The following is a 25,534-nucleotide window of genomic DNA, read 5'->3' on the forward strand; positions in this document are numbered from 1 at the left end:
CTCTGCCTTCAGTCCGGTCAGGGGTGGTGGGGGCGAGGGAGGCGGACGGGACCCGGTGGAAGGTCCCGCCCGCCCCCGCTTCAGGAGCCGGCCCGGTCGGCGTAGAGGATGCCGCGGCCGTTGGTGCCGAGGTACACGCGCCCGTAGACGCGCGGGTCGCCGGCCAGCGCCTCGCCGGCGTTGCCGTACTGGTGCTGGTCGTCGCTGATCCGGACCCAGCTCACGCCGGCGTTGTCGGAGCGGAAGACCCCGTCAAGACCAACGGCGAAGACGCTGGGGTACGCCGACCCGGGCGCCGCCTTGCCGAAGGCGACGTTGACCGCCCCGGCTACCCCGGCCACCGGCGTGAAGGTGTTGCCATAATCGGTCGATCGGGAAAGATCGTTCGTTCCACCGGCGAGCCACACCTCGCCTGCCTTGCCGGGTACCGTCCGCAGCTTCTGGGCGTCCACTGTGGCCCGTCCGGTGAAGGTGGCGCCTCCGTCCGTGCTCACGTAGAGCCGGCCGGCGGCGTACCCGTAGAAGGTCCTGGGGTTGACCCGATCCGCCTCGACTTTGGCGCCGGCGGGCAGTCCCGACGAAGGGCTCCACGAACCGCCGCGTGAGGTGGACCAGTGCACCTCGGCGCCGGCCGGGGCCCAGACGATCGAGGAGGCGTCGGCGGCGATGGCGATGGTGCCGCCGCCGGTGACCCCGGCCGGTTCCTGGCCCGCGTACCAGTTGCGGCCGCCGTCGTTGGAGATGCCGACGTTCGAGCCGTCGCCGTTGCCGGCCCGGACGAACACCGACGGGTTGAGCTCGGCGAAGTCGATGCTGGTGTTGCTGCCGAGGCTGGGCTGGTCGTGGAAGCTCGGCGGCACGGCCGTGAGGTCGGAGTGGTAGAAGCCGCCGATGTCGCCGAGCGCGCTGACCAGCGGGGCGCCGGTGGGCGGGCTGGCCAGGTCGAGCACCGCGGTCTCCTCCAGCCCGCGCGCCTGCGGCCGGATCGTGAACGTGGTGTTGCGGTCCCAGTTGGTCAGCTCGGTGGTCCCGTAGACGGTGGCGCCGGTGCCGTAGAGCATCCGGTTCGAGTCGAACGGGTCGATCTCCACGGACTCGTTCATCCAGCCGAGCTTCGGCGTGGTCTCGGGTGGCTGCGGGTTGGTGTTGAAGTCCAGCCACGGGTTCGCCGAAATGTCCATGGTGTAGCGCTTGGTCATGCTCGGATAGCTGGTGTAGTCCCAGATCCGCGACCAGGTGGCGCCGTTGTCGGTGCTGCGGAAGAAGACCGCGTCCGGCCACCAGGAGATCTGCGAGGCGACGATCAGCGTTCCGGGCTTCTGCCGGTCGAGGGTCAGGCCGGAGTAGCCGAAGTAGGTGTCGGCCAGACCGACCGGGCTGACGTCGGTCCACACGCCGGTCTGCGTGTCGAACCGCCAGACCTGGCCCTTGCCGCCGTCGTACGGGCCGCCGGTGTCGCTGGTCGCGATGTAGAGGTGGTGGCCGGCCGGGTCCACCACGCCCTTGTGGGCCAGGTACCCGGTGGGCTGCCCGGGGATGCGCGCCCAGGTCGTGCCGCCGTCGCTCGAGCGGTAGACCGGGTTGGCCTTGTCCGCCACGCCGACGAAGATGTCGCGCGTCGTCTCGTCGAACGTCACCCAGGTCAGGCCCTGGTTCTGGCTGAGGTACCCGTTCGCGTCGGAGGGGTCCTGCACGTAGTTGCCGGCGTTCGGGAAGGCGGTGACCCGGGCCCAGGTGACGCCGTAGTCCTTGCTGCGCCACAGGCCGTTGCCACCCTCGGCGGCGTAGTAGACGGTCTTGTTGTCGCGCGGGTCCACGGCCAGCCGCTCGCCCATCCCCCGGCCGGGCATGTTGCCGCCGTTCTTGAACGGGAGCGTGGTGACCTGCCAGGTGGCGCCGCGATTGCTCGAGCGCAGGATGGCGCCGCTGTTCGGATCCCAGCTGTTGGTGTACATGCCGACGGCGGCGTACACCCGGTCGGGGTCGACCGGATCGCTGGCGATGCTGACCACGCCGTTGTAGCCCCAGTTCCGCTGGCCGACCCAGTCGAGAAGCGGGATCCAGCGGCCGCCGGCCTGATCCCAGCGGTAGGCTCCGCCGATGTCCGTGCGGGCGTAGATCAGGTTGCGTTCGCGGCGGTTGAAGACGATGCCGGGCACGAAGCCGCCACCGTCGATCCGCACGTTCTTCCATGAGTAGGTCTCTGCGGCTCGACCAGGCGCGGCAGCCTGAGCGGGAACAGCTGTTCCGGCTAGCAGCAGAGCTGCGGCGAGCACGGTGAAGCCACGGCGGGGCAAGGGGGTCTCCCTCCGGACGGGGGATGTGGGAGCGCTCCCACCACCATCGACCGCCGTCACTTCCCTGTCAAGTGCCGGAAACAAATGCCGCACTTTTACTGCAACAGGTTTGACACATGTCGATGCCTGTCGGTAGACAGATGACCGTCCGTCGATGTGGGAGCGCTCCCGATCATCGATGGAGGACACATGCTCCGCATCCTCACCGCGACCCTGCTCGCGGCGGCTCACCTCGTCGCACCGCCGCCGGCCGCGCCCACGCCTTCAGCGGGCGGAACCATGGCGGCCACCGGGATCCACGTGAGCGGCACGCGCATCCTCGAGTCCACCGGCGACGCGTTCGTCTTCCGCGGCGTCAACCACGCGCACACCTGGTACCAGTCGCAGACCACGGCGCTCGCTGACATCAAGTCGCTCGGCGCCAACTCCGCCCGGGTGGTACTCGCCAGCGGCAAGCGGTGGACCAGGAACGACACCGCGGACGTCGCGGCGGTCGTCGCCGAGTGCAAGCGGGTCAGGCTGATCTGCGTCCTCGAGGTTCACGACACCACCGGGTACGGCGAGGAGCCGGCCGCCGCGACCCTGGACGAGGCGGTCACGTACTGGATCAGCGTCAAGTCGGCACTGGACGGCCAGGAGCCGTACGTGGTGCTGAACATCGGCAACGAACCGTACGGGAACACCGGCGCCTCGGCCTGGACCGCCGCGACCACCTCGGCCGTCCAGCGCCTGCGCTCTTCCGGGTTCGGTCACGCGATCATGGTGGACGCGCCGAACTGGGGCCAGGACTGGCAGTTCGTCATGCGGGACAACGCGGCCTCGGTCTTCGCCGCCGACCCGCAGAAGAACACCATCTTCTCGATCCACATGTACGGCGTCTTCGACACGGCCGCCGAGATCACCGACTCATCGGCCGGTTCCAATCGGCGAACCTGCCGCTGGTGATCGGCGAGTTCGGCAACATGCACTCCGACGGCGACCCGGACGAGGACACCGTCCTGGCCACCGCGCAGTCCCGGGGCATCGGATATCTCGGCTGGTCGTGGAGCGGCAACGGGGGCGGCGTCGAGTACCTGGACATGGTCACGAACTTCGACAAGAACGCGCTGACCACCTGGGGCGCCCGGATCTTCGACGGCGCCAACGGCATCAAGGCCACCGCGAAACAGGCAGCCGTGTACGGCGGGAGCGAACCTCCCCCTGAGCCCTCCCTCGGTTGCACCGCCTCCTATGCCGCGACGGGCGACTGGGGCAACGGCTTCCAGGGCGCGGTGACCGTCAAAGCCGGCAGCGGCGCGATCTCCGGCTGGACCGTGGCCTGGACCTGGCCCGACGGGCAGCGCTTCACCAACAGCTGGAACGCCGTCGTCTCCGGCACCGACGCGATCACCGCCAGGAACGCGGCCTACAACGGCGCGCTCCCGGCCGGCGGCACCACCACCTGGGGATTCACCGCAAGCCGGGGCAGCGCCAACCGCGCGCCCACACCGACCTGCACCGCTTCCTGATCCGTCCCACCACAGTAAGGAGCACCACGCATGCACCTCCCACGAGTGGTAGCCGCCGCGGCGACCGCCGTTCTGGCCACCGGCGTCGGCCTGGTCGCCGCCAACGAGGCCAGCGCCGCAGCCGGCTGCCGGGTCGTCTACACCGTCAACCAGTGGAGCACCGGCTTCACCGGCAGCGTCGCCCTGACCAACCTGGGCGACCCGATCACCAACGGCTGGCGGCTGGAGTGGAACTTCGCCGGCAACCAGCGCATCACCCAGGGCTGGAGCGGCACCTTTGCCCAGAGCGGGCAGCACGTCACGGTGACCAACCCGTCCTGGGGCGCGTCGCTGCCGACCAACGGGTCGGTGAACCTCGGCTTCAACGCCGACTACTCCGGCACCAACGCCACGCCGGCGTCGTTCACGCTCAACGGCACGGTGTGCACCGGATCCGCCGGGCCGACCGACCCGGGCCCGTCGCCGTCCGACCCGGGCCCGTCGCCGTCTGACCCGGGCCCGCCGCCCACGGGCAACAAGGTCGACAACCCGTACTCCGGGGTGCAGGGCTACCGCAACCCGGAGTGGCAGGCCAAGGCCAACGCCGAGCCGGGCGGCAGCCGGGTCTCCAACAACCCGACCGCGGTCTGGCTGGACCGGATCGCGGCCATCGAGGGCACCGACGGCTCCAGCTCCAACGGCTCGATGGGTGTCCGCGACCACCTCGACCAGGCGCTCGCGCAGGGCGCCGGCTACATCCAGTTCGTCATCTACAACCTGCCCGGCCGGGACTGCTCGGCGCTGGCGTCCAACGGTGAGCTGGGCGTCAACGACCTGCCCCGGTACAAGGCCGAGTACATCGACCCGATCGCCGCGATCCAGGCCGACTCCAAGTACGCGAGCCTGCGCATCATCAACATCATCGAGATCGACTCGCTGCCCAACCTGACCACCAACACCAACGTGGCCACCTGCGCCACGATGAAGGCCAACGGCGGCTATGTGCAGGGCGTCGGGTACGCATTGAACAAGCTGGGCGCGCTGGGCAACACCTACAACTACGTGGACGCCGCGCACCACGGCTGGATCGGCTGGGACTCGAACTTCAACCCGACCGCACAGGTCATGCTGGAGGCCGCGCGGGCGTCCGGCAGCGTGAACAACGTGCACGGCTTCATCACCAACACGGCCAACTACTCGGCGCTCACCGAGCCGTACTTCACCATCAGCTCGTCGGTGAACGGCACCTCGGTGCGGCAGTCGAAGTGGGTGGACTGGAACCAGTACGTCGATGAGCAGTCGTTCGCCCAGGCCTTCCGCACCCACCTGGTGTCGATCGGCTTCAACTCGGGCATCGGCATGCTGATCGACACCTCCCGCAACGGCTGGGGCGGCTCGGCTCGTCCCACCGGTCCCAGCACGGCCACGACGGTCGACGCGTTCGTCAACGGTTCCCGCATCGACCGCCGGATCCACCCCGGCAACTGGTGCAACCAGTCCGGCGCCGGCCTCGGCGAGCGGCCGCGGTCCGCACCGGCGAGCGGCATCGACGCGTACGTCTGGGTGAAGCCCCCGGGCGAGTCGGACGGATCGAGCACGCTGATCCCCAACGACGAGGGCAAGGGCTTCGACCGGATGTGCGACCCGACCTACACCGGTAACGAGCGCAACGGCAACAACCTGACCGGCGCGCTGTCCGGCGCACCGATCTCCGGGGCCTGGTTCTCCGCTCAGTTCCGCGAGCTGATGGCGAACGCGTACCCGCCGCTGTCCTGACTCCATCCGAGGCCCGGGACCGACCCCTTCGGTCCCGGGCCTCTCCTCCTCCGGAGGCTTCTCATGCTTCTTCGTCGAACACTCGCGGCCGTGCTGCTTGCGGTCACCTTCGTGATGGTGGTGCCGTCCTCGGCAGGCGCCCACGGCAGTGTGGCCGGCCCGGTCTCCCGCAACTACGGCTGCTGGCAGCGCTGGGGCAGCGACTGGCCGGCGCCCGAGATGGCCACCCAGGACCCGATGTGTCACCAGGCCTGGCAGGCCGACCCGAACGCGATGTGGAACTGGAACGGTCTCTACCGCGAGGGCGTGGCCGGCAACCACCAGGGCGCCATCCCCGACGGCCAGTTGTGCAGCGCCGGCCGCACGGGCGACGGCCGGTACGACACGATGGACGCGGTCGGCGACCGGCAGGCCGGCCACGCGGACCAGTCGTACCACGTCTGCAGCGACATCTCGTTCGGCGGCACCTCGGCAGCGCCCACCACGCCCCCGCCGACCACTCCCCCGCCCACGTCCCCGCCGCCCGCCGCCGACGGCTCGTGCACGGCCACCTACACGGTCACGTCGACCTGGCAGGGCGCCTTCCAGGCCGCGGTGACCGTGACGGCCGGGTCCTCGCCGATCACCGGCTGGACCACCCGGCTCGCCTATCCCGGGACGCAGGCCGTGCAGCAGTCCTGGAACGCGACCGTGACCGCGTCCGGGGCCGTCGTCTCGGCCACCAACGCGTCCTACAACGGCTCGCTCAACGCGGGCGCGAGCGCGACCTTCGGCTTCATCGGCACCGGCACGAGCACCACACCCACGGTCACCTGTACGGCCGCCGGCTCGTCCGGCGGCGGCGGTGGCTCGGCCGTCAAGATCATGCCGCTGGGTGACTCGATCACCGGGTCGCCCGGATGCTGGCGCGCCTCGCTGCACAACAACCTGGTCGCCGCCGGGCATGAGGTCGACATGGTCGGCACCCTGGCCGGTCAGGGCTGCGGCGTCGCGTACGACGGCGACAACGAGGGCCACGGCGGTTTCCTGGCCGTCACCATCGCCTCCGGCACCCAGCTGCCACCTTGGCTGGCCGCCACCGACCCGGACGTCGTGCTGATGCACCTCGGCACCAACGACGTGTGGAGCAACCGCTCGCCGACCGAGATCCTGGCCGCCTTCAGCACGCTGCTGCGTCAGATGCGCGCCCAGAACCCGTCCACGGTGCTGCTGGTCGCCAAGATCATCCCGATGAACCCGTCCAACTGCGCCGAATGCGGCGCCCGGGCGGCGGGCCTGAACAACGCGATCCCGGCGTGGGCGGCGCAGAACTCCACCGCGGCGTCGCCGGTGCGGGTCGTCGACCAGTGGACCGGCTTCGACACCGCCACCGACACCTACGACGGCGTCCACCCCAACGACGCCGGCAACGCCAAGATCTCCGCCAAGTGGCTCGCGGCCCTGGAGACAGTCCTCCCCCGACGCGGGTGATGTCGCGCCGCGACATCGATGGTACGGTTATGTCACGGCGCGACATCACCGTTGCGTACACCCCATCAGGGAGGCTTCTCCATGGCTCTGGTCACGATCGTCCGCCCCGGCGAAGGCGAGCTCATCACCGCCAACGGGCCGTCTCAGATCCGCATCCTCGAGGACGGCAGCAACACCGAGCATCGCCTGGGGATCGGCGAGATCACCCTTCAGCCGCACACCCCCGGCCCGATCCAGCACCGGCACGCCCAGCACGACGAAGGCTTCTACGTGCTGTCCGGCACCGTGCGATTCACCGTGGGCCAGGACGACTACGACGCCGGCCCCGGCACCTGGGTCATCGTCCCGCCGGGTGCGCCGCACACCTTCGCCAATCCCGGCGACGACCCGGCGGTCATGCTCTCCACCTTCACGCCCGACCTGTACGTGCAGTACTTCCGCGACCTCAAGAAGATGGTCGAGTCCGGCCAGCCGATGACGGCCGCGACCATGACGCCGCTCTGGCAGCGGTACGCCACCGAGATCTCCTCCGAGTACCGGTCCTGAAAGCGGTGGCGCAGGCCTGACAGGATCGCTGCGTGCGATGGCTGAGACGGCGAGTGGCGATTCCGGCGGCCGCGCTTCTGGTGCTGGCCGCCGGGCCCTGGGTGTGGACCGAGCTCGGCGCCCGCGGCCACGAGCACGATGAGGCCGGGGCGCCGGCCGCCCCGGTGACGATCGTGCTGGGCACCGGGGTCGAACCGGACGGGCGGCCCTCGCCGCGGCTGGCCGGGCGGCTGCAGACCGCGGCGGAGCTGGTGCGCAGCGGGCGGACCCGGGTGGTTCTGGTGTCCGGGGACGGCAGCGGCGAGTCGGGGGACGAGACCGGCACGATGACCGCGTACCTGGTGAATCTGGGTGTTGATCCGCGTCTGATCGTGGCCGACCCGCACGGGCTGGACACCTATGACAGCTGCGTGCGGGCGCGGGACGTCTACGGCATCGACCGCGCCCTGGTCGTCACCCAGGAATACCACCTCTCTCGTGCGGTGACGCTCTGCCGCGGCGAGGGCGTGGCGGCCGAGGGAGTCGCCGCTCGCTGCCCGGGCTGCGGCACCGCGTTCCTCGCGGGCAAGGCGGGACGGGACTTCTTCGCCAGCATGAAAGCCGCGTGGGACAGCGTCCGCGGCCGGGCGCCGGCGGTCACCTCACCGCCCGACCCGGCCGTCGCCGAGGCACTCAAGGTCAATGCCGGGTGACGATGAACCTGGACGAGTCGACGCGGTTGACGGCCGCGCACGCGGGACATCGGACCGCCGTCACCCGCTGGTAGCCGACCCCGTCGATCCAGGTGCGGGCGCAGCCGCCGCACGCGACCTCGACCAGGAAGTTGTCCTGGATGCCCTGCGCCGCCGCCTCCAGGTTGACGGTGCCGTTGATCAGCGCCTCGATGACGCCGGAGCACGTGGCCGAGCCGGCGTCGCGCTGCCAGGGACGCAGGTTCTCCAGGTAGAGCGTGAGGTGGTCGGCGCCCCACACCCCGTCGGGCGTCTCCACGACGACGTAGTAGAACTCCCGGGTGATCGGCTCCGCCCGCAGGTAGGCCTTGGCGCGCTCCGGGTCGTCGCCGCGGAGCACGACGTACGTGTTCGCGCCCTGCTCGTGGGTGCCGACGTAGGTCAGGCCCGCCTCGCGCAACCGCCCCTCCCACGCCTGCATCGCCTCGTCGGACGCGAACACCATGTACCGCGAGGGCTTCTTCCGCCGGAAAAGACTCCATGCCATCCACGCAGGATCGCAGTCACATCGCTACGGACAGCAACCCTGGCAGCAATGGGTCACATTCCCGACCCGCCGTTGAGCCCGCGGGCCTTCGCTGCGTCTGTAGGTTTGCCCGGTCACCACTGAAGAGGGAACAACATGGAAGCTCCGGTCATGTACGGCACGATCGAGCACCCGATCGTGCACTTCGACGACCTGGACAGCATGGGCATGGTCTACGGCTCGCACCACTTCACCCTGGTCGACCGGGCTTCCGCCGACTTCTGGGGCAGACACGGCATCCAGCCGAGCCATCCCGACGCCCTGCACGTGCTGCGGGAGCAGTCGATCACCTATCTCGCCCCGATCCGCGACATCGGGCCGCTGCGGGTCCGCCTGTGGATCGAGCGCATCGGGCGCACGAGCTGCACGTACGGCTTCGAGATCCGCTCCGGCAACGGCCGCATCCTGCACGCCGAGGGTCGCCGCACCACGGTCCGGGTCAGCGTGGCCACCGGCCGCCCGGCGCCCTGGACCGCCCAGGCCCGCGAGGGCGCCAAGGAGATCCTGAAGCCGGGAGCTTCCAGCTAGGTGGTTTTCCAACCCGGGCGAGCGCGCGGCGAGGCCCAGAGTGTCGCTGACGTCGGCCGCGAAGCGCCCTCATACCGGTTGTATGTGGGTGTTTCGCGGCCGACGTCAGGCGCGCTCTGGGCCACGCCCCGCGCCTGGTCAGGGTTGGAAACCCGACCGAGATCCAGCTGGCCGGCGACCCGCGTAGACGACCAGGCCGACACCGATGGCGGTGATCAGGCCGGACCAGATGGCGAGGGCCAGCACCGGCGCTCCGGTGACGGGCAGTTGCCCGCCGGCGCCGGGGGACGCGGCTTCGACCGTGACCAGCATGCGGATCATGTGCACGGCTCCGGAGCTGTCGACGCCGGCTGCGACGAGGTTGTGCGAGCCCGGCGTCAGGGAGCTGGGAACGGTGATCTCTTTGGTGAAGTCGCCGTCGGCGTCGGTGACGGCGGTGCCGAGCACGACACTCTCACTGTAGAAGATGATCGATACGCTCGAGTAGGGCGCGAAGCCGGTGCCGACGACGGTGATCCGCTGACCGGGGTCGACCTGGGACAGCTGACCCTCGGTGGTGGTGAGGGTGGTGGGTGCGCTGGTGGGGGCCTCGGCCGGCACCGTGGGTGAGGTGGCGGTGATCGGCTCCGACGCCACCGACTCGGCCGAGTCTCCGGACGGGCTGTGCGCGACGACGGTGTAGGTGTAGGAGACACCGGCGATGGCGCCGATGACGCAGGAGGTCGCCGTGATCGCCTCGGTGGTGCAGGTGGCGGGACCGGGGTGGGCGTAGACGGTGTATCCGGTGACCGTGCTCGTCGGCGACTGCGTCCAGGTGACCGTGGCGGACGATGTTCCGACGGTGGCGGTCGGCCCGGCCACCTTCGCCGGCAGCGTGGTCACGGCCTCGGCCGTGGTCGGGTCGCCGGATCCCACGGTGTTGAGCGCGCGTACAGCGACCTGATAGTCCGTGCCGGGCGTCAGTCCGGTGACCGTTCCCGTGAGCGGCGAACCGCTGGGGCTGAACGCGACCCAGTTCACGCCGCCGTCGGTCGAGATCTCGTAGCCCGTGATCGGTGATCCGCCGGTGGCCGGTGCGATGAACGACACGGTGATCGAGGTTGCGGTGGCGGCGGTGGTCACCGCGTCCGGAACGCCCGGGGTCGTGCTCGGGATGATCGGGTCGGTGGCGTTCGATTCGCCGGAGTCGCCCGCACTGTTGGTGGCGTGCACCGTGAACGTGTACGCGGTGCCGTTGGTCAGGCCGGTCACTGTGCACGGCGATTCGGCACAGTCGGCGGTGATGCCGCCGGGCGCCGAGGTCACCGTGTACGAGGTGATGGTGGCTCCGCCGTCGCTCGACGGCGGCTGGAACGACACCTCCGCCTGTCCGGCGCCGCGGACAGCCGTCAGCGCGAAGGGTGTCCCCGGTGTGGTGGCCGGGGTGACCGCCTCGGCGGCGGACGCGGTACCGGGGCCGACGGCGTTCAGGGCACGGACCCGGACCGGGTAGGAGATGCCGTTGGTCAGGCCGGTGATGGTCGCCGTCACAGGTGCCGTGCCGCTCACGGTCAGCGAGTGCCAGGTGCTGCCGTCGGTGCTGTATTCGTATCCGGTGATCGCCTCGCCACCGGTGTTGCCCGGGGCGGTGAAGGACAGCGAGGCGGAGGAGTCGCCACCGGTCACCGTCACCGACGCCGGTGCGGCCGCGACCGTGGCCGGGGTGACCGGGCTCGACGCGGCCGACGCGGCCGAGCTGCCGACCGGGTTGGTGGCGCGCACGGTGAACGTGTACGCCGTGCCGTTGGCCAGTCCGGTGACCGTGCACGGGCTGGAGGCGCAGGTGGCGCTCAATCCGCCCGGCGCGGAGCTGACCGTGTACGACGTGATCGCCGTTCCGCCGTCGCTCGACGGTGCGGTGAACGACACCGACGCGGAGGCGTTGCCGCGTGTCGCCGACACACCGGTGGGGGCGCCGGGGACGGTGGCCGGGGTGACCGAGCGGGTGATCGACGCGACGCCGTCGCCCTTTCCGTTCACCGCCCGCACTCGCACCGCGTACGTCGTGCCGTTGGTCAGCCCGGTCACCGTGCCGGTGACCGTGCCGCCGGAGGTGGTCGTCGGCAGCGTCGACCACGTGCTGCCACCGTTGGTGGAGACCAGGTATCCGGTGATCGGCGACCCTTGATCGGCGGGGGCCGTGAAGGCCACCGTGATCTGTTCGTCGCCGGGAGTGGCGCTGACCACGGGAGCGTTCGGGACGTCGGCCGGCGTGACCGCGGTGGAGGCCGCGGAGGCGGGCGAGTCACCGATCGCGTTGGTGGCGCGCACGGTGAACGTGTACGCCGTGCCGTTCGTCAGCCCGGACACCGTGCAGGGGCTGCTCGCGCAGGTGCCGGTCAACCCGCCCGGGCTAGACGTGGCGGTATATCCGGTGATCGCCGATCCACCGTCGCCGGCCGGCGCGTCGAACGACACGTCGGCCTGTCCCGCGCCGGCGACCGCCGCCACATGAGTGGGCGCACCGGGCACCGACGCGGGCGTCACCGCAGAGGACGCGATCGACTCGGCCGACGGACCGACGGCGTTGGTGGCGTGCACGGTGAACGTGTACGCCGTCCCGTTGGTCAGCCCCGTCACCGTGCACGGACTGGCAGCGCAGGCGCCGGTCAACCCGCCGGGGCTCGAGGTCACCGTGTACCCCGTGACGGCGGTGCCGCCGTTGTCCGCCGAGGCGGTGAACGACACGGTGGCGACCGTGTCACCCGGGGCGGCGGAGACGCCGGTGGGCGCGGCCGGCGCTCCCAGCGGTGTCACCGCGGCGGTCGGCGCGGATTCGGGCGAGTCGTCGATCGCGTTGGTGGCGTGCACGGTGAACGTGTACGCCGTCCCGTTGGTCAGCCCCGTCACCACACACGGGCTGCCCGGGCACGTCGCCGTATGCCCACCCGGACTGGAGGTCACCGTGTAACTGGTGATCGACGATCCGCCGTCACTGGCCGGCGCGTTGAACCACACCGACGCCTGTCCCGCCCCCGCGACGGCCGACGTGTCGGTCGGAGCGCCCGGCGGCGTGGCCGGCGTGACGGGCGTGGACGCCGACGACTCGGTCGAGTCACCATTGGCGTTGGTGGCGTGCACGGTGAACGTGTACGCCGTCCCGTTGGTCAGCCCCGTCACCACACACGGGCTGCCCGGGCACGTCGCCGTATGCCCACCCGGACTGGAGGTCACCGTGTAGCTCGTGATCGACGATCCGCCGTCACTGGCCGGCGCGCTGAACGACACCGACGCCTGCTGGTCGTCCGCGGCCGCCGAGACACCCGTCGGCGCGCCGGGTACCGCCACACCGTTGAACGTCAAGACGACCGATCCGACGGCGCCGTCCGACGCCACCAGACCCGGCAGCTGGACACCGCCGGTGCCGGGCTTGACGCTGATCGATGCCGAATCGAGATAGTTCGACGCGAGCGATGAACCGCCGCCGCCACCGGCCACGTTCGAGCTGAGGATGCTGCCCCTGCTTCCGCCGCCGCCACCACCGCCGCCGTAGCCGCCGGCGCCGCCACCGCCGGTGGCGCCGCCGGGCACCGCCCCGCCGTTCCCGCCCACGGCCACGGTCAGCGCGGTCGGGTTGTCACTACCGCCGGCAGTGCCCGGGGCATAGTTGCCGGTGCCGCCGGCGCCACCGGTGGCTCCGGTCCCGGCGCCGCCCGGGCCGGAGACTGTCTGGGCGTTGTCACTGTTGCCCGGCGATCCCGCGTTGCCGCCGTCGCCGTTGTACGCCCCGCCGCCGCCACCGCCCGCGATGGCCAGCTTGGCCAGCAGCTCGTGCGAGCCGTCGAGCGCGAAGACGGCGGAGCCCTTGCCCCCGGAGCTCGTACCGTGGTTGTCGCCTGATCCGGCGGTCCCGACGATGACGTACAGATACGCCGTGCCGTTCGGCAGCGATGCGGTCCCGGTCACCTCAGCGGCGTGACCACCGATGTGCTGGCGCGCCGGGTAGCCGGCGCCGCCGCCGCCACCGATGACGTCGAGGTCGACCGTGGTGGTGCCGACCGGCACTGCCAGCGAGTAGTTGCCGGCCTCGGTGCAGGAGACGGTGCTGCGCGGCGCGGGCGCCGAGCCGTCCGTGCAGGGTGACGTCGTCGCCCAGGCCGGCGCGGCCGATGCCAGCGACATCCCTCCTCCGGCGAGCACGCCGCACGTGAGTACCGCCGCCGCTCGACGCAGCCATGAAACCAGATTCCGCCGCACACTCATCCGAAACGATCCTTACCGGGCACCGGACGCAGACATAAAGCCACGGTTTGGTGGCCCCGGAATCACCCTAGGGCAAATAACGACCTAAAGCGGGCGAATCATTACTTATGCCATGTTCATGGACGGCAAGCTACGCCGGTCCTTCATGGCGGCCAGCACCTCGTCGGCGACGTGCGCGACCAGCTCAGGTCTTTGATGGCGTGTGACAAAAGTGCCGTGGGTCGGCCGGGGCCGGCCACGATGGACCGGCCCCGGCTCTCTCAGCCGTTCGGGAACAGGCGGCCGTAGTCGGCGTACGCCATGGCGACGTCGGCCTGCGCCCAGAAGCGGTGATAGGTGAACGTCGGCGCGGCGCCGCCGTTCAGGTACGCCTGGACCTTCGGCCAGTCCGGGTCGTTGCGGTAGAAGGAGCGGATGTCCAGGAAACTGGCGCCGGGCCGGATCGCGTCACCGTTGGGCATCGTGCCGGACCAGCCCTGCGGCAGGTAGAGGCCCTGACCGGTGGAGGCGTTGTAGGTGTCGTCGAAGCGGGCGAAGTCGGCCCGCGTCTCCGGCACCCCGACACCCTTGGCGTCGGCGTTCGCGTTCAGCGCGTCGATCAGACCCTTGGCCGCGGTCTTCGCCGCGGCGTTGCCGGACTTCGCGGCATACCAGATCAGCGTACGGGCGTACGCCGCCGCGACTCCGACGTCGTTGCCGCGCTCGGTGACCGTGACGTGCAGGCCGTTGTTCGCCACGGGGCTGGACGGGTTCCACGTGGCCGGCGCGCCCGACCAGGCGAGCGTCGACGGGATCGAGAACGTGGCCCCGCTGTCCACCGTGGTGTTCGCCAGCGCCCACGGCACCCACTTGTCCAGCAGCGCCTTGGCCTGCGCGTTGCCGGTCTGGTGATAGAGCTCCGCGATGCGCTGCATGGACCACACCTGCATGCCGAACCAGGTGTTGCTGCCCGGGTCGGCGTAGACCGGGTTCTCGACGTACGGCATGCCGTAGAAGGTCGGCGTCCCGGACGGCGGCTGGCCGTACGCGCCGTCCCAGCTGTTGGTCGCCCCGCCGGCGATGCCACCCTCGGACGACTGCAGCCAGGTGTAGAACTCGAGCTGCCGGGCCATGGACTTGGTCCAGTCCGCGGAGGCCGTGCCACTCTTCATGGCCGACGTCAGCTCCGGGGTGTTCGTCAGCGCCCAGGCCGCGAACGGGTTCTGGTAGCCGAAGTGCGCGTGGCTGGAGCCGATCCGCCACGACCAGCCGGCCGCCGGGTCGGTCGCCCCGCCCCACGCGTAGTACCAGGACATCAGGTAGTGCGCCGAGTCCTTGCCGCTGCCCGCCGCGCAGGCGGACGGACCGACGCAGTTGCCGATCTTCTTGAAGTACTTGTCGAACATCGCGTACCGCAGGTAGTCCCCCATCTTGCCGGCCTTGGTCACCGTCGGCGACACCTCGGACAGCTTGCCCTGCTCCTTGGCCCAGGTCAGCGCCCAGTAGGCGGCCTGCACCGCGCGGGCGTCCGCGTCCGGCGCGTTGGTGTACTTCCACTGCTTCGCCGGAGCCCCGCTGTCCTTGATCGAGATGTCCAGGAAGCCGTTCGGGCCGCCGTGCGCGAACGTCTCACAGGACGGCTGCGGCACGGTTTCCCACACCGACTCCTGCGGGCCCCGCTGGAAGGTGTTGATGTACGCCGGCTTGGTGGTCTCGTCGCCGCACCGGCCGAAGCCGTACGTGTTGTCGACGTCGAGCAGCCAGTGCATGCCGTAGATGTCACCGGTGCCGTAGGCGGACTGCAGCTCGGAGCGCAGCGGGTCCTGCCCGACCGGCACGCTCGCCTGCAGTGCCGACGGGTACTGGTCGGGACGGTTGTACTCGGCCGCGTACTGCGGTGTCCCGGCGACGCCGGCGGTCGGCTGGTCGGCATGGCTGGGGATGATGTACTGCTCCATCGTGGTCCAGGCCCGGGTGAACGGCGACCAGTCCTGTGTGACGCGGCCGTACTGCGCCTCCAGCCAGAGCCAGAAGCTGAACGCCTCGGACGTGGTCTCGTGGCCGTGGTCCGGCGCCTCCACGATCAGCGTCTCGATCGCGTGGTAGGGCACGCCCTGCGCACTGAAATACCCGGAGCTCTTGATCTTGCGGTACTGCTCCAGGAACCGCGCGGTGTACGCGTTGTCGCTGGACGGCAGGTCGTCGTCGATCTCGGTGACCGGCACCGCCAGGGACGGGTAGCCGGAGGCGGTCGCCGTGACGGTCGCGCTGCCGCTGGTGGTGTCGGTGTCGGCGGCCGCCGAGACGGTGACCTGGACGCCGGTGTTCCAGTTCGACGGCGTCAGGGTGGCTGAGGTGGGCGAGACGGAGACGTCCGCGTCTCCGGACCGAGCCAGGGTCACGGGTACGTTCGCAGCCGGCGCCGCCGCCAGGGTGAGCGTGAACGCGCTGCTCCCGGCCTCCGGAACGCTGACCGCTGACGGGGTGGCGACCAGCGCCGCCGCGGGCACGTTCCCGGCACACGTCGTGCCGTTGAGGGTGAACGCCGTCGGCTTCGGGTTGCTGCCGGTGTGCGTGCCGTTGAAGCCGAAGCTGACCGAGCCGCCGGACGGCACCGAGCCGTTCCAGCCGGCGTTGACCGCGGACACCTGGCTGCCGGTCTGCGTGACGGTCGCGGACCATGCCTGGGTGACGCGCTGCCCGCTGTCCGGGAAGGTCCAGCCCAGGTTCCAGGAGGTGAGCGGGTCGCCGAGGTTGCGCAGCGTGACGGTGCCGGTGAAGCCGGTGTTCCAGTCGTTGGTGGTGTAGTCGACCTCGCAGGCGGTGGCGGCGTACGCGGGCGCGCTCACCGCCGCGGTGGTGACGAGGACGGTGGCGACCAGGGCCGCACGCCATCGTTTCAGGACAGGTTGCATGGTGGTGGACTCCTCGCAACGGGTCGTACTTGACGGTTGCGTCGGTCCGGCTCCCCGAGCGATATCGACACTCTTCCATGGGAGCGTTCCCACGGCAACACCCCGGAGTTGCGCCATCTGCCCCTGAGCTTGGCCGGAGTGGCGTTGTTCGATAGGCTGTCGAGCATATGGGAGCGCTCCCATATGTATCGGGCGGGCCTCACCAAAGTGCTACACCCGAGCTTCGATCACGCGGCCGGCTCCCGCGTGGTCACAGCACGGGGGACGGGGATCGCCATCCCTGTCCCCCAACGTTGTTCTCCTCAGGCAGCCGTCGGGTGATAGGTCGCCACGATCACGCCGTTCTTGAACACCTTCGTGTCCACCAGCTCGAACGTCGCCGCCACGTCCCCGCAGCGCCGAGGTCACCGACGGCCCGCCGACCAGCACCGGGTGGATCCAGAACCTCACCTCGTCGACCAGACCGGCCTTCACCAGGCCCGCCTGCTCGGCCGCCTCCTCGGAGAAGAACGGCATGGTCCACATCGGGTTGTCGATGACGCCGTCGAGGGTGACGTAGGTCGAGTTGATCAGCTTGCGCATCGGAATCTCCTGGTGGATCGCGTTCGACGATCTTAGGAAAACCACCGCGAAGGCTGGCTAGAGTTCGTGTGCGGGGTGCGTCCGGTCGCACCCATGCCGGGCCCCCGTTCGAGTTCAGTCGATGACGATGCAGATGGGGCGGCTACAGGTGCGAGGCGGACCGTCATCGTCGTGCTGGTGGGGCCGGGCATGTTCTCCGGTGTGACCCGCCTCGACGACGCGGACAGGCAGGACGGTGCCATCGCCGGGTCGGTGGCTCTGCTCAGGATGCGGGTTGCCGGGTCTTCGCCACGCCCGTGGTTGCGATGACCGGCGAGGTGCTGCCCGCCACGGTGCTCGACCTGGACCTGGCGGACCCGCTGCCGGCCGTCGCCGGGGTAGGACCGGACGGGCGCCGGGTGTTGCAGGCCTGGGTGCTGGTACGGCTGTTCACCGAGCCGTTGGGGACCGTGCTGACCGACGTGGCGGAGCAGGGTTTGCGGCCGGCCGACCTGGCGGCCGCCATCACCGCCGAACTCGGCACCGCTCTGGCGCCCCGGCTCGCCGAGCTGTCGCTGAGCACACTGCCGATCGACGGCATCACGCCGGCGACCGAGCCGGAGTTCTTGGCCCGGCGTCGCGAGGTGCTGGCCGCCGCCCCGCCGATCACCGTGGTGGTCTGCACTCGCGAGCGGCCCGGCGCGCTGGCCCGCTGCCTGGACAGCCTGCTCGCCCAGGCGTACCCCGACTTCCGGATCCTGGTCGTCGACAACGCCCCGGTCACCGACGCGACCGCCGAGGTGGTCGGCTCCGCGGCCCGCCGCGGGCCGGTGGAATACCTGCTCGAGCCCCGCGCGGGCCTGTCTTTCGCCCGCAACGCGGCAGTGGCGGCGGCGCCGGGCGAGACCCTGGCCTGGATCGACGACGACGAGTACGCCGACGTGCACTGGCTGGCCGAGGTGGCCCGCGCGCTGGCCGAGCACCCGGCGGCCGACGTGGTCTCCGGCGTGATCGTGCCGGCCGAGCTGGAGACCCGGGCGCAGCTGTGGTTCGAGCAGTTCGGCGGGCACAGCAAGGGCCGTGGCTTCCGGCCCGACGTGTTCGGCCCGGCGACCGCGCACCTGCAGAGCCCGCTGTACCCGCTGCCGCCGTTCGGCACCGGCGCGAACATGACCTTCCGGGCCGGCGTCATCGAGCGCATCGGCGGCTGGGACACCGCGCTGGGCGCCGGCACCCCGGCGATGGGCTCCGAGGACACCTTGGCCTTCACCCAGGTCCTGATCGGCGGCGGCACGATCGTGTACCAGCCGACCGCCGTCACCCACCACTACCACCGGCGCGACCTCGAGGGCCTGCACAAGCAGATGGTGGGCTACGGCGCCGGGCTGACCGCCGCCTACACCAGCCTGCTGCTCAAGCGGCCCGGCCTGCTCTGGCCGCTGCTCAAGCTGGCCCCGGGCGCGCTGCGCGACCTGACCAGCAAGGACAGCCTGCGCGTCGCCACGCTGCGCGACGACTTCCCCCGCGAACTGCTGACCGCCAACCGTAAGGGCATGCTGGCAGGGCCGGGCGCCTATTTCAGGGGCAGGCGAGCGGCCGCTGCGAAGCGCCGTAATGGTCGGTGAGTGAACCGGCTCAACTCGGGAGCGGTGGAGGCGGGTGCTGTCGTGGCCATTTATCGCCGAGTACCTCGGCGGCGCCTCCAGCGGCGGCCGCCGCCACCGCGACGATGATCGTCGCGGCGCGGACAGCGTGGGTTCTACGGGCGTCCTGTCCGGCGTCGGGCGGGCGCAGGGCTCCGTGCAGGTCACGTAGCAGGGCTCGGGGCAGAGTGCGGGTCAGGTAGGAACGCTCGGCACGGAGGCTGTTGGATCCGTGCAGCAGCCGGGCCATCTGCACCTTGCCGCGTCCCTCGGCATAGCAGCGGCGCAGCAGGAACCGGAACGTCGCGCGTTCGGCCGGTACGTGGTGGTCCACGACGGCCTTCGGCACGTACATCCACCGGCCGCCGGAGGCACTCATGCGCAGGCAGAGGTCGGTGTCCTCGGGGCGGTTCCGACCGCCGATCTTGCCGAATCCCTCGCGGAAGCCGTGGACCTCGGTGAAGACGTCGCGTCGCACGGCCATGCTGGCCGACCACACGTTGCGCACGTATGCGGTGTCGGCAGGCATCCCGATGTACGACGCGCCTACCGCCCATAGCAGTTCGTCCGGCATCCACCGAGGCTGGGACCGGTGCCACGCGGCCGCGATGGCACCGCCGGTGCCGACCACCGACGGGTCGTCGAAGGGTGCCACCAGCTGGGCCAGCCATTGCGGGCCGGCGTTGATGTCCCCGTCCAGGAAAGCGATCAGTGGCGTGGTGGTGTGCCATGCGCCGGTGTTACGGGTGCCGGAGGCTCCGCGTTGGAAGCCGTTCTCCAGCACGGTGACCCCGGACAGATGGCGCAGCGCCCGGTCGTACAGCCGCGGGTTGTGGTCGACGACCACGACCACCTCGGCCGGGGCGGGCCGCTGCGCGAGCGCCGACGCGACCGTACCGACCAGCGCATCCCAGCCGCGCTCAGTGTGGCAGGGGATGACGATGCTGACCCGAGCGGCGTCTACACGCGTCATCGGCGAACCTCGGTCTGATCCGCGCCCACGGTGGTGCCATCGACGACCGGGGGCGTACCCGCCGGCGTGGTCTGCGACTCGGCGGTCAGCAACGCGTCCACGGTTCCGCACCAGTTGCCGCCGGGAACGGTGAGCACCGGGACGGTCTTGATGCGCTCGGTGGCCCCGCCGGCACGCGTGGCGGTCTTGGCCGCCGCGCGGCGCTGCGCGGCGCGGCGTCGGAACTCACTGACGATGGTACGGAGGACCCGGGCGCCGTCGCGAAAGGTGTTGAGGTTGCTGGTGCCGTGGATGCGGAGGTGTTCGATGCTGGAGACCTCCTTGACCCGCATGCCGCTGGCGGCGACCCGGATGTTGATCAGGGTCTCGATTTCGAAGCCGTCGCCCCACAGCTTGCGTCCGTCGGCCGCGCGCGGCAGTTCGGTAGGCGGAAGGTCCATGACCGGCACCACCCGGCGCCAGAACGCGTTGTAGCCGTAACACAGATCGGTGAACTTGGTGCCGAACAAGCTGTTGACCACGAGGTTGAGGCCCTCGTTACCGGCCCGTCGCAGCGGCGTGATGTCGTGGCTGTGGCCGCCTTCGCCGAAGCGGGATCCCTTGGCGAACTCGGCACCGTCGGTGAGCGCGCTGATGAAGCGGTGGATCTCGGCCGGGTCGGTGGATCCGTCCGCGTCGATCATCGCGATGGCATCACCGGTGCAGGCGGCGAAGCCGGTGGCCAGTGCGTTGCCTTTGCCGGTGCGGGTCTGCCGCACCACGACGACGTCAGGCCGCAGTCGCTGGGCGACCTCGACGGTCCCGTCGGTGGAGCCACCGTCGACCAGGACGACCTGGTGCAGGCCGGCCGGCAGCGCCTCGAAGACGTGCGGCAGGTTCAGTGCCTCGTTGAGCGCGGGGATGACGACGCTCACGTCCGGTGCCCGTCGCGGGGCACCCGGCGAGTTCCTACGGCGGCCCTGCGTCATGCGCGGAGTACTACGGCGGTCCTGCGTCATGTCGGAGCCCTTCGTCGTGGTGCGCCGCGGGATGGGCAAGGGATGCTGTCCCAGGCAATCGACAGCATCCCCCGCCGGCTGAACGACGAACCGGGACTATGACCGAACGGACGAGTCACCCACGCCCTCCGGTCAGCACCACCGCCTCATAACGCCACCCACTCCTCAGTCGCGGTGGTCACCGCGGGTCGTCGTCCGCCGCCTCCCGCCGGCGTGCACGGTCGTAGTTCGATCGAAGGACTTGCCTTCACAAACACCATGCACACCCACAACATGAGGAAAGGGCTGGTGAGGCGGGTCGTCGGCCTGAGCGCGGGCGTACAGCCGGTGCTCGAGGTGAGGCGGAGGTCTGACCATGACTGTTGAGGAATCCGGCGCTGTGCCACCGCCAGCCCACTGGTCCGGCCGGGTGACCGACTATCCCGACCAGTCCTCGATCGTGGATCTGTTCGCGCGGCAGGTGGCGAGGTGTCCGGACGCGACCGCGGTGGTCGACGGCGATCGCCGTGTCACGTACGCGGAACTCGATCGATGGTCCGACGCGTTGGCCGCCCGGCTGTCCGAGGCCGGGGTGCGGGTCGGCGACACCGTGGGCCTGCTGGGCGAGCGGTGCACCGAGGCGCCGGCCGGGATGCTTGCCATCATGAAGGCCGGTGCGGCCTACGTGCCGCTGGATCCTGAGGATCCGGCCGGCCGGCTCAGGACGTTGATCGAACAGGTCGGAATCCGGCACGTGATCAGATTGCCGGGCACCGCGGGGATCCTGGATGATGTCGCCTCGGTCGCCGCCACGGACCATTTCGAGGGACGGCCGCCGCGGCACTCGACCGGCGGTGGCGATCTGGCCTACATCATGTTCACCTCCGGGTCGAGCGGTGTGCCGAAGGCCGTCGCCGTGCCGCATCGCGCCGTCGCGCGGCTCGTGGTCGGCGCCGACCACCTTCGGATCACTCCGGCCGATCGGGTCTCGCACACCGGCCATCCGGCGTTCGACGCGTCAGTGTTCGAGATCTGGGGCGCGCTGCTCAACGGCGCCCGACTGGTGATCGTGGACCAGGCCACCCTGCTTGATCCGATTCGGCTGGACGAGTTGTTCACACGTGCCGGCGTCACGGTCGCGTGGCTGACCGCCGGCGTGTTCCACCAGTGCGCGCGGACTCTGCCGGGCATGTTCGCCGGTTTGCGCTGCCTGATCGCGGGTGGCGACGTGCTCGACCCGGCCCTGGTGCGCCGGGTGCTGGCCGGAGCGCCGCCGGAGCGGCTGCTCAACGGCTACGGACCGACCGAGAACACCACCTTCTCGACGACCCGCCACATCACCGATGTGCCGGACGGGACGGCGCGGATTCCGATCGGACGCCCCGTGGCCAACTCCACCTGCCACATCCTGGACGATGACGGCAGTCCGGTGCCGGTCGGTGTCGAAGGCGAGCTCTGGGTCGGCGGCGACGGCGTCGCGCTGGGATACGTCAATGATCCCGCGCTGACCGCCGAGCGGTTCGTGCCGGATCCGTCCGGCCGCCGCCCCGGCGCGCGACTGTTCCGTACCGGCGACCGGGCTCGTTGGTTGCCGGACGGCGACATCGACTTCCTCGGCCGCCGGGACCGGATGGTGAAGATCCGCGGTTTCCGGGTCGAGCTGGACGAGATCGAGGCGGTTCTCGCCGGCGCGGACGGTGTTGCCGCCGCGGCCGTCGTGGTCACCGGCAACGACCCGGACACGCGGATGATCGTCGCCTATTACCAGCCGGATCGCGGCTCGGCGCCGGAACTCAGGGCGTTCCTTGCCGACCGGCTCCCGCACTTCATGCTCCCCGCGCGGATCGTCCCACTGGACCGCCTTCCGCTGGCCGCCACGGGCAAGGTCGACCGGTCCTCGCTCGCGGTGCTCGCGTCCGGCACTTCGCGTGGCACGGACCGCGCGGACAGCGATTCGCCGGCCGTCCACCGGCCGGGGACACCGACCGAAGTGGGTCTCGCGCGGCTGTGGGCGGAAGTCCTCGACGTGGAGCCGGACGCGGTCGGTCTCGAGGACAGCTTCTTCGACCTGGGCGGCAACTCCTTGCTGGCGGCGCGCCTGTTCGTCCGGTTGCAGACGATCTTCGGTGTCGATCGGTCCCAGGGCCGGTTCCTGACCTCGCGGCTGCTGGCCGATCCGACCCTCGCCGCCTGCGCGGCCGCGGTGCAGGACGCGCGGACCGGCCTCCTCGACCAGAACAGCGCCGCGCTGGATCCCGACTTCCGGCGTGAGAGCGGACTCGACGCCGAGTTCGGGACCGTTCCGGGGCCTGACGCCCCGCCGCCGACGGTGGCTCGGCCACGGTCGCCGGCCGATCAAGACCGGATCATCGCGCCCCGGCGCTTCCAGGGCGGGGCGATTCTGTTGACCGGTGGCACCGGTTTCCTCGGCGGCTATCTGTTACGCCGGTTACTGACGGACACCGATGCGGAGATCTACTGCCTGGTCCGTGCTGCCGATGAGGACCGGGCCCGGCGCCGGTTGGTGGATGGCCAGCAGCGGTACGGGCTCGGCAGTCTTCCGGACGACCGGGTGCGTCCGCTGGCCGGCGACCTCGGTCGTCCGCGTCTCGGGCTGTCTGCCGCGGAGTTCGACGGGCTGGCCGATCGGTTGGGTCTCGTCCTGCACGCCGGCGCCTACGTGAACTTCACCTACCCCTACTCCCAGCTGGCACCGGTCACGGTCGGCGGCACACGGGAGATCGTGCGACTCGCGACGCCGAGGCGCATCCCCGTGCATTTCGTCTCCACGCTGGCTGTGCTGGCCGGCTTCGGGGCGGCGGGGGTACGTGACGTGGCGGAGGACACGCCGCTGGCCTACCCGGAGTACCTGTTCATGGGCTACACCGAGACCAAGTGGGTGGCCGAGACAGTGCTGCGCCGTGCGGCACGCAGTGGACTGCCGGTCGGGATCCACCGTCCGTACGAGGTGTCCGGCGATCTGGCGCACGGGGCATGGAATCTGGAGAACGCCACTTGCGCCTTGCTGCGGCTGATCGTCGACACGCTCATCGCGCCGGACATCGACCTTTCGCTCGATCTTGTGCCGGTCGACGTGCTGGCGGCGCAGATCGTGCACATCGCGCTGACCCGTACCCAGGAGACACGCACCTATCATCTGGCCAATCCGAGGCCGGCGACGCTGCCCGACATGACCGAGGTCCTCCGTGAGCGGGGCTACCGGATCCGCACGCTGCCGTTCGACGAGTGGGTGACCCGGGCGGTGGCGTTCGTCGCCGACAACCCCCGGCACCCGTTCACCCCGTTCGTGCCGCTCTGGGTTGATCGGTGCCCGCGCAGCGGTCTCGTGGTCAAGGAGATGTACTTCGCCGCGCACTTCCCCCGCTTCGCTCGGAGCAATGCCGAGGAGGCGCTGGCGGGATCGGGCCTCTCGGCGCCTCCGGTCGACGCCGCGCTGCTACACCACTACGTGCGCTTCTTCCAGCGGTCCGGGTATTTCCCGGCCCCCGGCGCCGGCCGGGAGATCACCGGCTCGCGCTACGGAGCGGCATGACCAGCCTGGAACGGCTGCCCCGGCTGGCCGTCGTGCTCGATTTCGGCTCCGCCAGCCCGATGAGCGTCCTCGCCTCCGCCCGGGCTCTGGCCGAGATCGTCTTCCTGTGCGACCGGGACCTGCCTCACGTCCGGCCGCTCTTCGACGAGCTTCGTACGCTGGCACAGGTCGGTGACATCACCGGCCTGACCGACGACGAGATCCTCGCCCTACCGGAATGCGTGGGCCTTGCGGGCATTGTCACGTTCAGCGAGAGCCAGATCAGGCGGACCGCCGCCCTCGCCGATCGTCTCGGTCTGACGTTTCTCGACGTGCACACCGCTGCGGCGGTGACCGACAAGTACACGCAACGCCGGATACTCGCCGAGTCATCCGTGCAGCACACCGAGTGCCGCATCGTACGCGATCTCGCTGACCTTGATCCGGCTCTGGACGCGGTCGGTCTTCCGGCGGTTCTGAAGCCGCGCCACGGCGCTGCCAGCGCACGCACCTGCACGGTTCGCAGCCGGCAGGAGGCCGCCGGACGGTACCGGGCTTTCACGAGTCCGGCGGCAGGGGGCGCCGGCATCGATTTCGTCGTCGAGCAGCTGCTGGCCGGCGACTCCTCGGTCGCCGGAGCGGACTGGGCCGACTACGTCTCGGTCGAGTCGATGACCTCGCACGGCGACATCCGGCACGTCGAGGTGACCGGGAAGTTCCCCCTCGCCCCGCCGCTGAGGGAGACGGGTTACGTGGTGCCCAGCACGCTGAGCGAGGACCGGCGGGAGGAAGTGCTGACACTGACCGGATCGGCTCTCGCGGCCCTCGGAGTACGGCACGGGATCACCCACACGGAGATCAAGTTCACCCCTGACGGTCCACGGATCATCGAGGTCAACGGCAGGCTCGGCGGATACGTCGCCGATCTGGTGCGACGCGCACGTGGATTCGACCTCGTGCGGGCCGCGCTGACAATAGCCCTGGGACGGCCCTGCGCCCCGCCGCCGCCCACTGCGTACCGGCGGCACGTGTTCCAGTACTTCCTCACTCCGCCCATGGACGCGGTCGCGTTGCGGCGTCTCGACGGGCTCGACGAACTCGGCCGCGTCACCGGTATCCGCCTCGTCGAGATCTTCGCGGAGCCGGGTGCGGCACTGGACTGGCGGCAGGGCACGCTCACATATCTGGGCATCGTGCATGGGTCCGCGTCGGATCACCACGAAGTACGGCGCCTGGTGGACCTTGTCGACCGGACCCTGCACATCGAGTACGAGAACTCGTCCGACAGCCCGGAAACTGAGACGGCCTGATTACGCAGGGTGGTAGCGTCATTTCACCGTAGCTAGTGCGC

The 25,534-nt window shown here is 70.3% G+C and carries 17 protein-coding genes; 10 read left to right on the forward strand and 7 right to left on the reverse strand.

The features are described from left to right. Positions 1 to 80 precede the first annotated feature (80 nt). Positions 81 to 2,183 (reverse strand): xyloglucanase, encoded by a 2,103-nt coding sequence (locus QSK31_RS36820; protein ID WP_285689322.1) that lies wholly within the window; start codon positions 2,181 to 2,183, stop codon positions 81 to 83. Positions 2,184 to 2,486: 303 nt separating this feature from the next. Between QSK31_RS36820 and QSK31_RS48950 the strand changes: the two genes are divergently transcribed. From QSK31_RS48950 to QSK31_RS36850, 6 genes are all read left to right on the forward strand, one after another. Beyond that, complete coding sequence (locus QSK31_RS48950) at positions 2,487 to 3,242, forward strand: cellulase family glycosylhydrolase (RefSeq protein WP_352244534.1); 756 nt, start codon at positions 2,487 to 2,489, stop codon at positions 3,240 to 3,242. Next, positions 3,239 to 3,805 carry a cellulose binding domain-containing protein gene (locus QSK31_RS48955; RefSeq protein ID WP_352244535.1) on the forward strand — a complete coding sequence of 189 codons (567 nt, stop codon included), beginning with the start codon at positions 3,239 to 3,241 and terminating at the stop codon, positions 3,803 to 3,805. The genes QSK31_RS48950 and QSK31_RS48955 overlap by 4 nt, the downstream gene beginning before the upstream one ends. A gap of 30 nt (positions 3,806 to 3,835) precedes the next feature. Continuing rightward, positions 3,836 to 5,560: a glycoside hydrolase family 6 protein gene (locus QSK31_RS36830; protein ID WP_285689323.1), complete on the forward strand. Its 1,725-nt coding sequence runs from the start codon at positions 3,836 to 3,838 to the stop codon at positions 5,558 to 5,560. A gap of 90 nt (positions 5,561 to 5,650) precedes the next feature. Next, positions 5,651 to 7,030 carry a cellulose binding domain-containing protein gene (locus tag QSK31_RS49290; RefSeq protein WP_502873069.1) on the forward strand — a complete coding sequence of 460 codons (1,380 nt, stop codon included), beginning with the start codon at positions 5,651 to 5,653 and terminating at the stop codon, positions 7,028 to 7,030. 81 nt (positions 7,031 to 7,111) lie between these two features. Further along, positions 7,112 to 7,576, forward strand: a complete 465-nt coding sequence (locus tag QSK31_RS36845) for a cupin domain-containing protein (RefSeq protein ID WP_285689324.1) — start codon at positions 7,112 to 7,114, stop codon at positions 7,574 to 7,576. A gap of 32 nt (positions 7,577 to 7,608) precedes the next feature. Further along, complete coding sequence (locus QSK31_RS36850) at positions 7,609 to 8,268, forward strand: SanA/YdcF family protein (RefSeq protein ID WP_285689325.1); 660 nt, start codon at positions 7,609 to 7,611, stop codon at positions 8,266 to 8,268. Here QSK31_RS36850 and QSK31_RS36855 read toward each other — a convergent pair. Then, a complete protein-coding gene (locus QSK31_RS36855) occupies positions 8,255 to 8,794 on the reverse strand; it encodes a hypothetical protein (protein WP_285689326.1) in 540 nt (179 codons plus the stop codon). The two genes, QSK31_RS36850 and QSK31_RS36855, sit on opposite strands and share 14 nt — an antisense overlap. 135 nt (positions 8,795 to 8,929) lie before the next feature. Here QSK31_RS36855 and QSK31_RS36860 point away from each other — a divergent pair, with 135 nt between their 5' ends. After that, positions 8,930 to 9,361, forward strand: a complete 432-nt coding sequence (locus QSK31_RS36860; protein WP_285689327.1) for an acyl-CoA thioesterase — start codon at positions 8,930 to 8,932, stop codon at positions 9,359 to 9,361. Between the two features lie 138 nt (positions 9,362 to 9,499). Here QSK31_RS36860 and QSK31_RS36865 read toward each other — a convergent pair whose 3' ends face one another. From QSK31_RS36865 to QSK31_RS36875, 3 genes are all read right to left on the reverse strand, one after another. Further along, on the reverse strand, positions 9,500 to 13,522 hold the full coding sequence (locus QSK31_RS36865) for a beta strand repeat-containing protein (RefSeq protein ID WP_285689328.1): 4,023 nt from the start codon (positions 13,520 to 13,522) through the stop codon (positions 9,500 to 9,502). A gap of 341 nt (positions 13,523 to 13,863) precedes the next feature. Further along, complete coding sequence (locus QSK31_RS36870; RefSeq protein WP_285689329.1) at positions 13,864 to 16,497, reverse strand: glycoside hydrolase family 48 protein; 2,634 nt, start codon at positions 16,495 to 16,497, stop codon at positions 13,864 to 13,866. Positions 16,498 to 16,707: 210 nt separating this feature from the next. Continuing rightward, positions 16,708 to 17,079 carry a hypothetical protein gene (locus QSK31_RS36875; RefSeq protein WP_285689330.1) on the reverse strand — a complete coding sequence of 124 codons (372 nt, stop codon included), beginning with the start codon at positions 17,077 to 17,079 and terminating at the stop codon, positions 16,708 to 16,710. A 305-nt stretch (positions 17,080 to 17,384) separates the two neighbouring features. Here QSK31_RS36875 and QSK31_RS36880 point away from each other — a divergent pair, with 305 nt between their 5' ends. Further along, positions 17,385 to 18,683 (forward strand): glycosyltransferase family 2 protein, encoded by a 1,299-nt coding sequence (locus tag QSK31_RS36880; protein WP_285689331.1) that lies wholly within the window; start codon positions 17,385 to 17,387, stop codon positions 18,681 to 18,683. A gap of 10 nt (positions 18,684 to 18,693) precedes the next feature. Here QSK31_RS36880 and QSK31_RS36885 read toward each other — a convergent pair whose 3' ends face one another. Beyond that, a complete protein-coding gene (locus QSK31_RS36885; RefSeq protein WP_285689333.1) occupies positions 18,694 to 19,674 on the reverse strand; it encodes a glycosyltransferase family 2 protein in 981 nt (326 codons plus the stop codon). Then, positions 19,671 to 20,588 carry a glycosyltransferase family 2 protein gene (locus QSK31_RS36890; RefSeq protein WP_285689334.1) on the reverse strand — a complete coding sequence of 306 codons (918 nt, stop codon included), beginning with the start codon at positions 20,586 to 20,588 and terminating at the stop codon, positions 19,671 to 19,673. Before QSK31_RS36890 ends, QSK31_RS36885 begins: the two co-directional genes overlap by 4 nt. A 439-nt stretch (positions 20,589 to 21,027) precedes the next feature. On the opposite strand from QSK31_RS36890, the gene QSK31_RS36895 reads away from it, so the two are divergent. Both QSK31_RS36895 and QSK31_RS36900 read left to right on the forward strand, forming a co-directional pair. Next, positions 21,028 to 24,204, forward strand: coding sequence for an amino acid adenylation domain-containing protein (locus tag QSK31_RS36895; RefSeq protein WP_285689335.1), 3,177 nt, complete (start codon positions 21,028 to 21,030; stop codon positions 24,202 to 24,204). Then, positions 24,201 to 25,493: an ATP-grasp domain-containing protein gene (locus QSK31_RS36900; RefSeq protein ID WP_285689337.1), complete on the forward strand. Its 1,293-nt coding sequence runs from the start codon at positions 24,201 to 24,203 to the stop codon at positions 25,491 to 25,493. The genes QSK31_RS36895 and QSK31_RS36900 overlap by 4 nt, the downstream gene beginning before the upstream one ends. Positions 25,494 to 25,534: the final 41 nt, after the last annotated feature.

The sequence above is a fragment of the Actinoplanes sp. NBRC 103695 genome (genome assembly GCF_030269485.1).
Classification (GTDB): Bacteria; Actinomycetota; Actinomycetes; order Mycobacteriales; family Micromonosporaceae; genus Actinoplanes.

Bases quoted from the DNA above. Each gene is read 5' to 3' on its own strand.
- QSK31_RS48950 (WP_352244534.1), top strand. From the start codon at position 2,487: ATGCTCCGCATCCTCACCGCGACCCTGCTCGCGGCGGCTCACCTCGTC.
- QSK31_RS36830 (WP_285689323.1), top strand. From the start codon at position 3,836: ATGCACCTCCCACGAGTGGTAGCCGCCGCGGCGACCGCCGTTCTGGCC.
- QSK31_RS36845 (WP_285689324.1), top strand. From the start codon at position 7,112: ATGGCTCTGGTCACGATCGTCCGCCCCGGCGAAGGCGAGCTCATCACC.
- QSK31_RS36855 (WP_285689326.1), bottom strand. From the start codon at position 8,794: ATGGCATGGAGTCTTTTCCGGCGGAAGAAGCCCTCGCGGTACATGGTG.
- QSK31_RS36860 (WP_285689327.1), top strand. From the start codon at position 8,930: ATGGAAGCTCCGGTCATGTACGGCACGATCGAGCACCCGATCGTGCAC.
- QSK31_RS36865 (WP_285689328.1), bottom strand. From the start codon at position 13,522: ATGTCGCTGGCATCGGCCGCGCCGGCCTGGGCGACGACGTCACCCTGC.
- QSK31_RS36870 (WP_285689329.1), bottom strand. From the start codon at position 16,497: ATGCAACCTGTCCTGAAACGATGGCGTGCGGCCCTGGTCGCCACCGTC.
- QSK31_RS36875 (WP_285689330.1), bottom strand. From the start codon at position 17,079: ATGCGCAAGCTGATCAACTCGACCTACGTCACCCTCGACGGCGTCATC.
- QSK31_RS36880 (WP_285689331.1), top strand. From the start codon at position 17,385: ATGACCGGCGAGGTGCTGCCCGCCACGGTGCTCGACCTGGACCTGGCG.
- QSK31_RS36885 (WP_285689333.1), bottom strand. From the start codon at position 19,674: ATGACGCGTGTAGACGCCGCTCGGGTCAGCATCGTCATCCCCTGCCAC.
- QSK31_RS36895 (WP_285689335.1), top strand. From the start codon at position 21,028: ATGACTGTTGAGGAATCCGGCGCTGTGCCACCGCCAGCCCACTGGTCC.
- QSK31_RS36900 (WP_285689337.1), top strand. From the start codon at position 24,201: ATGACCAGCCTGGAACGGCTGCCCCGGCTGGCCGTCGTGCTCGATTTC.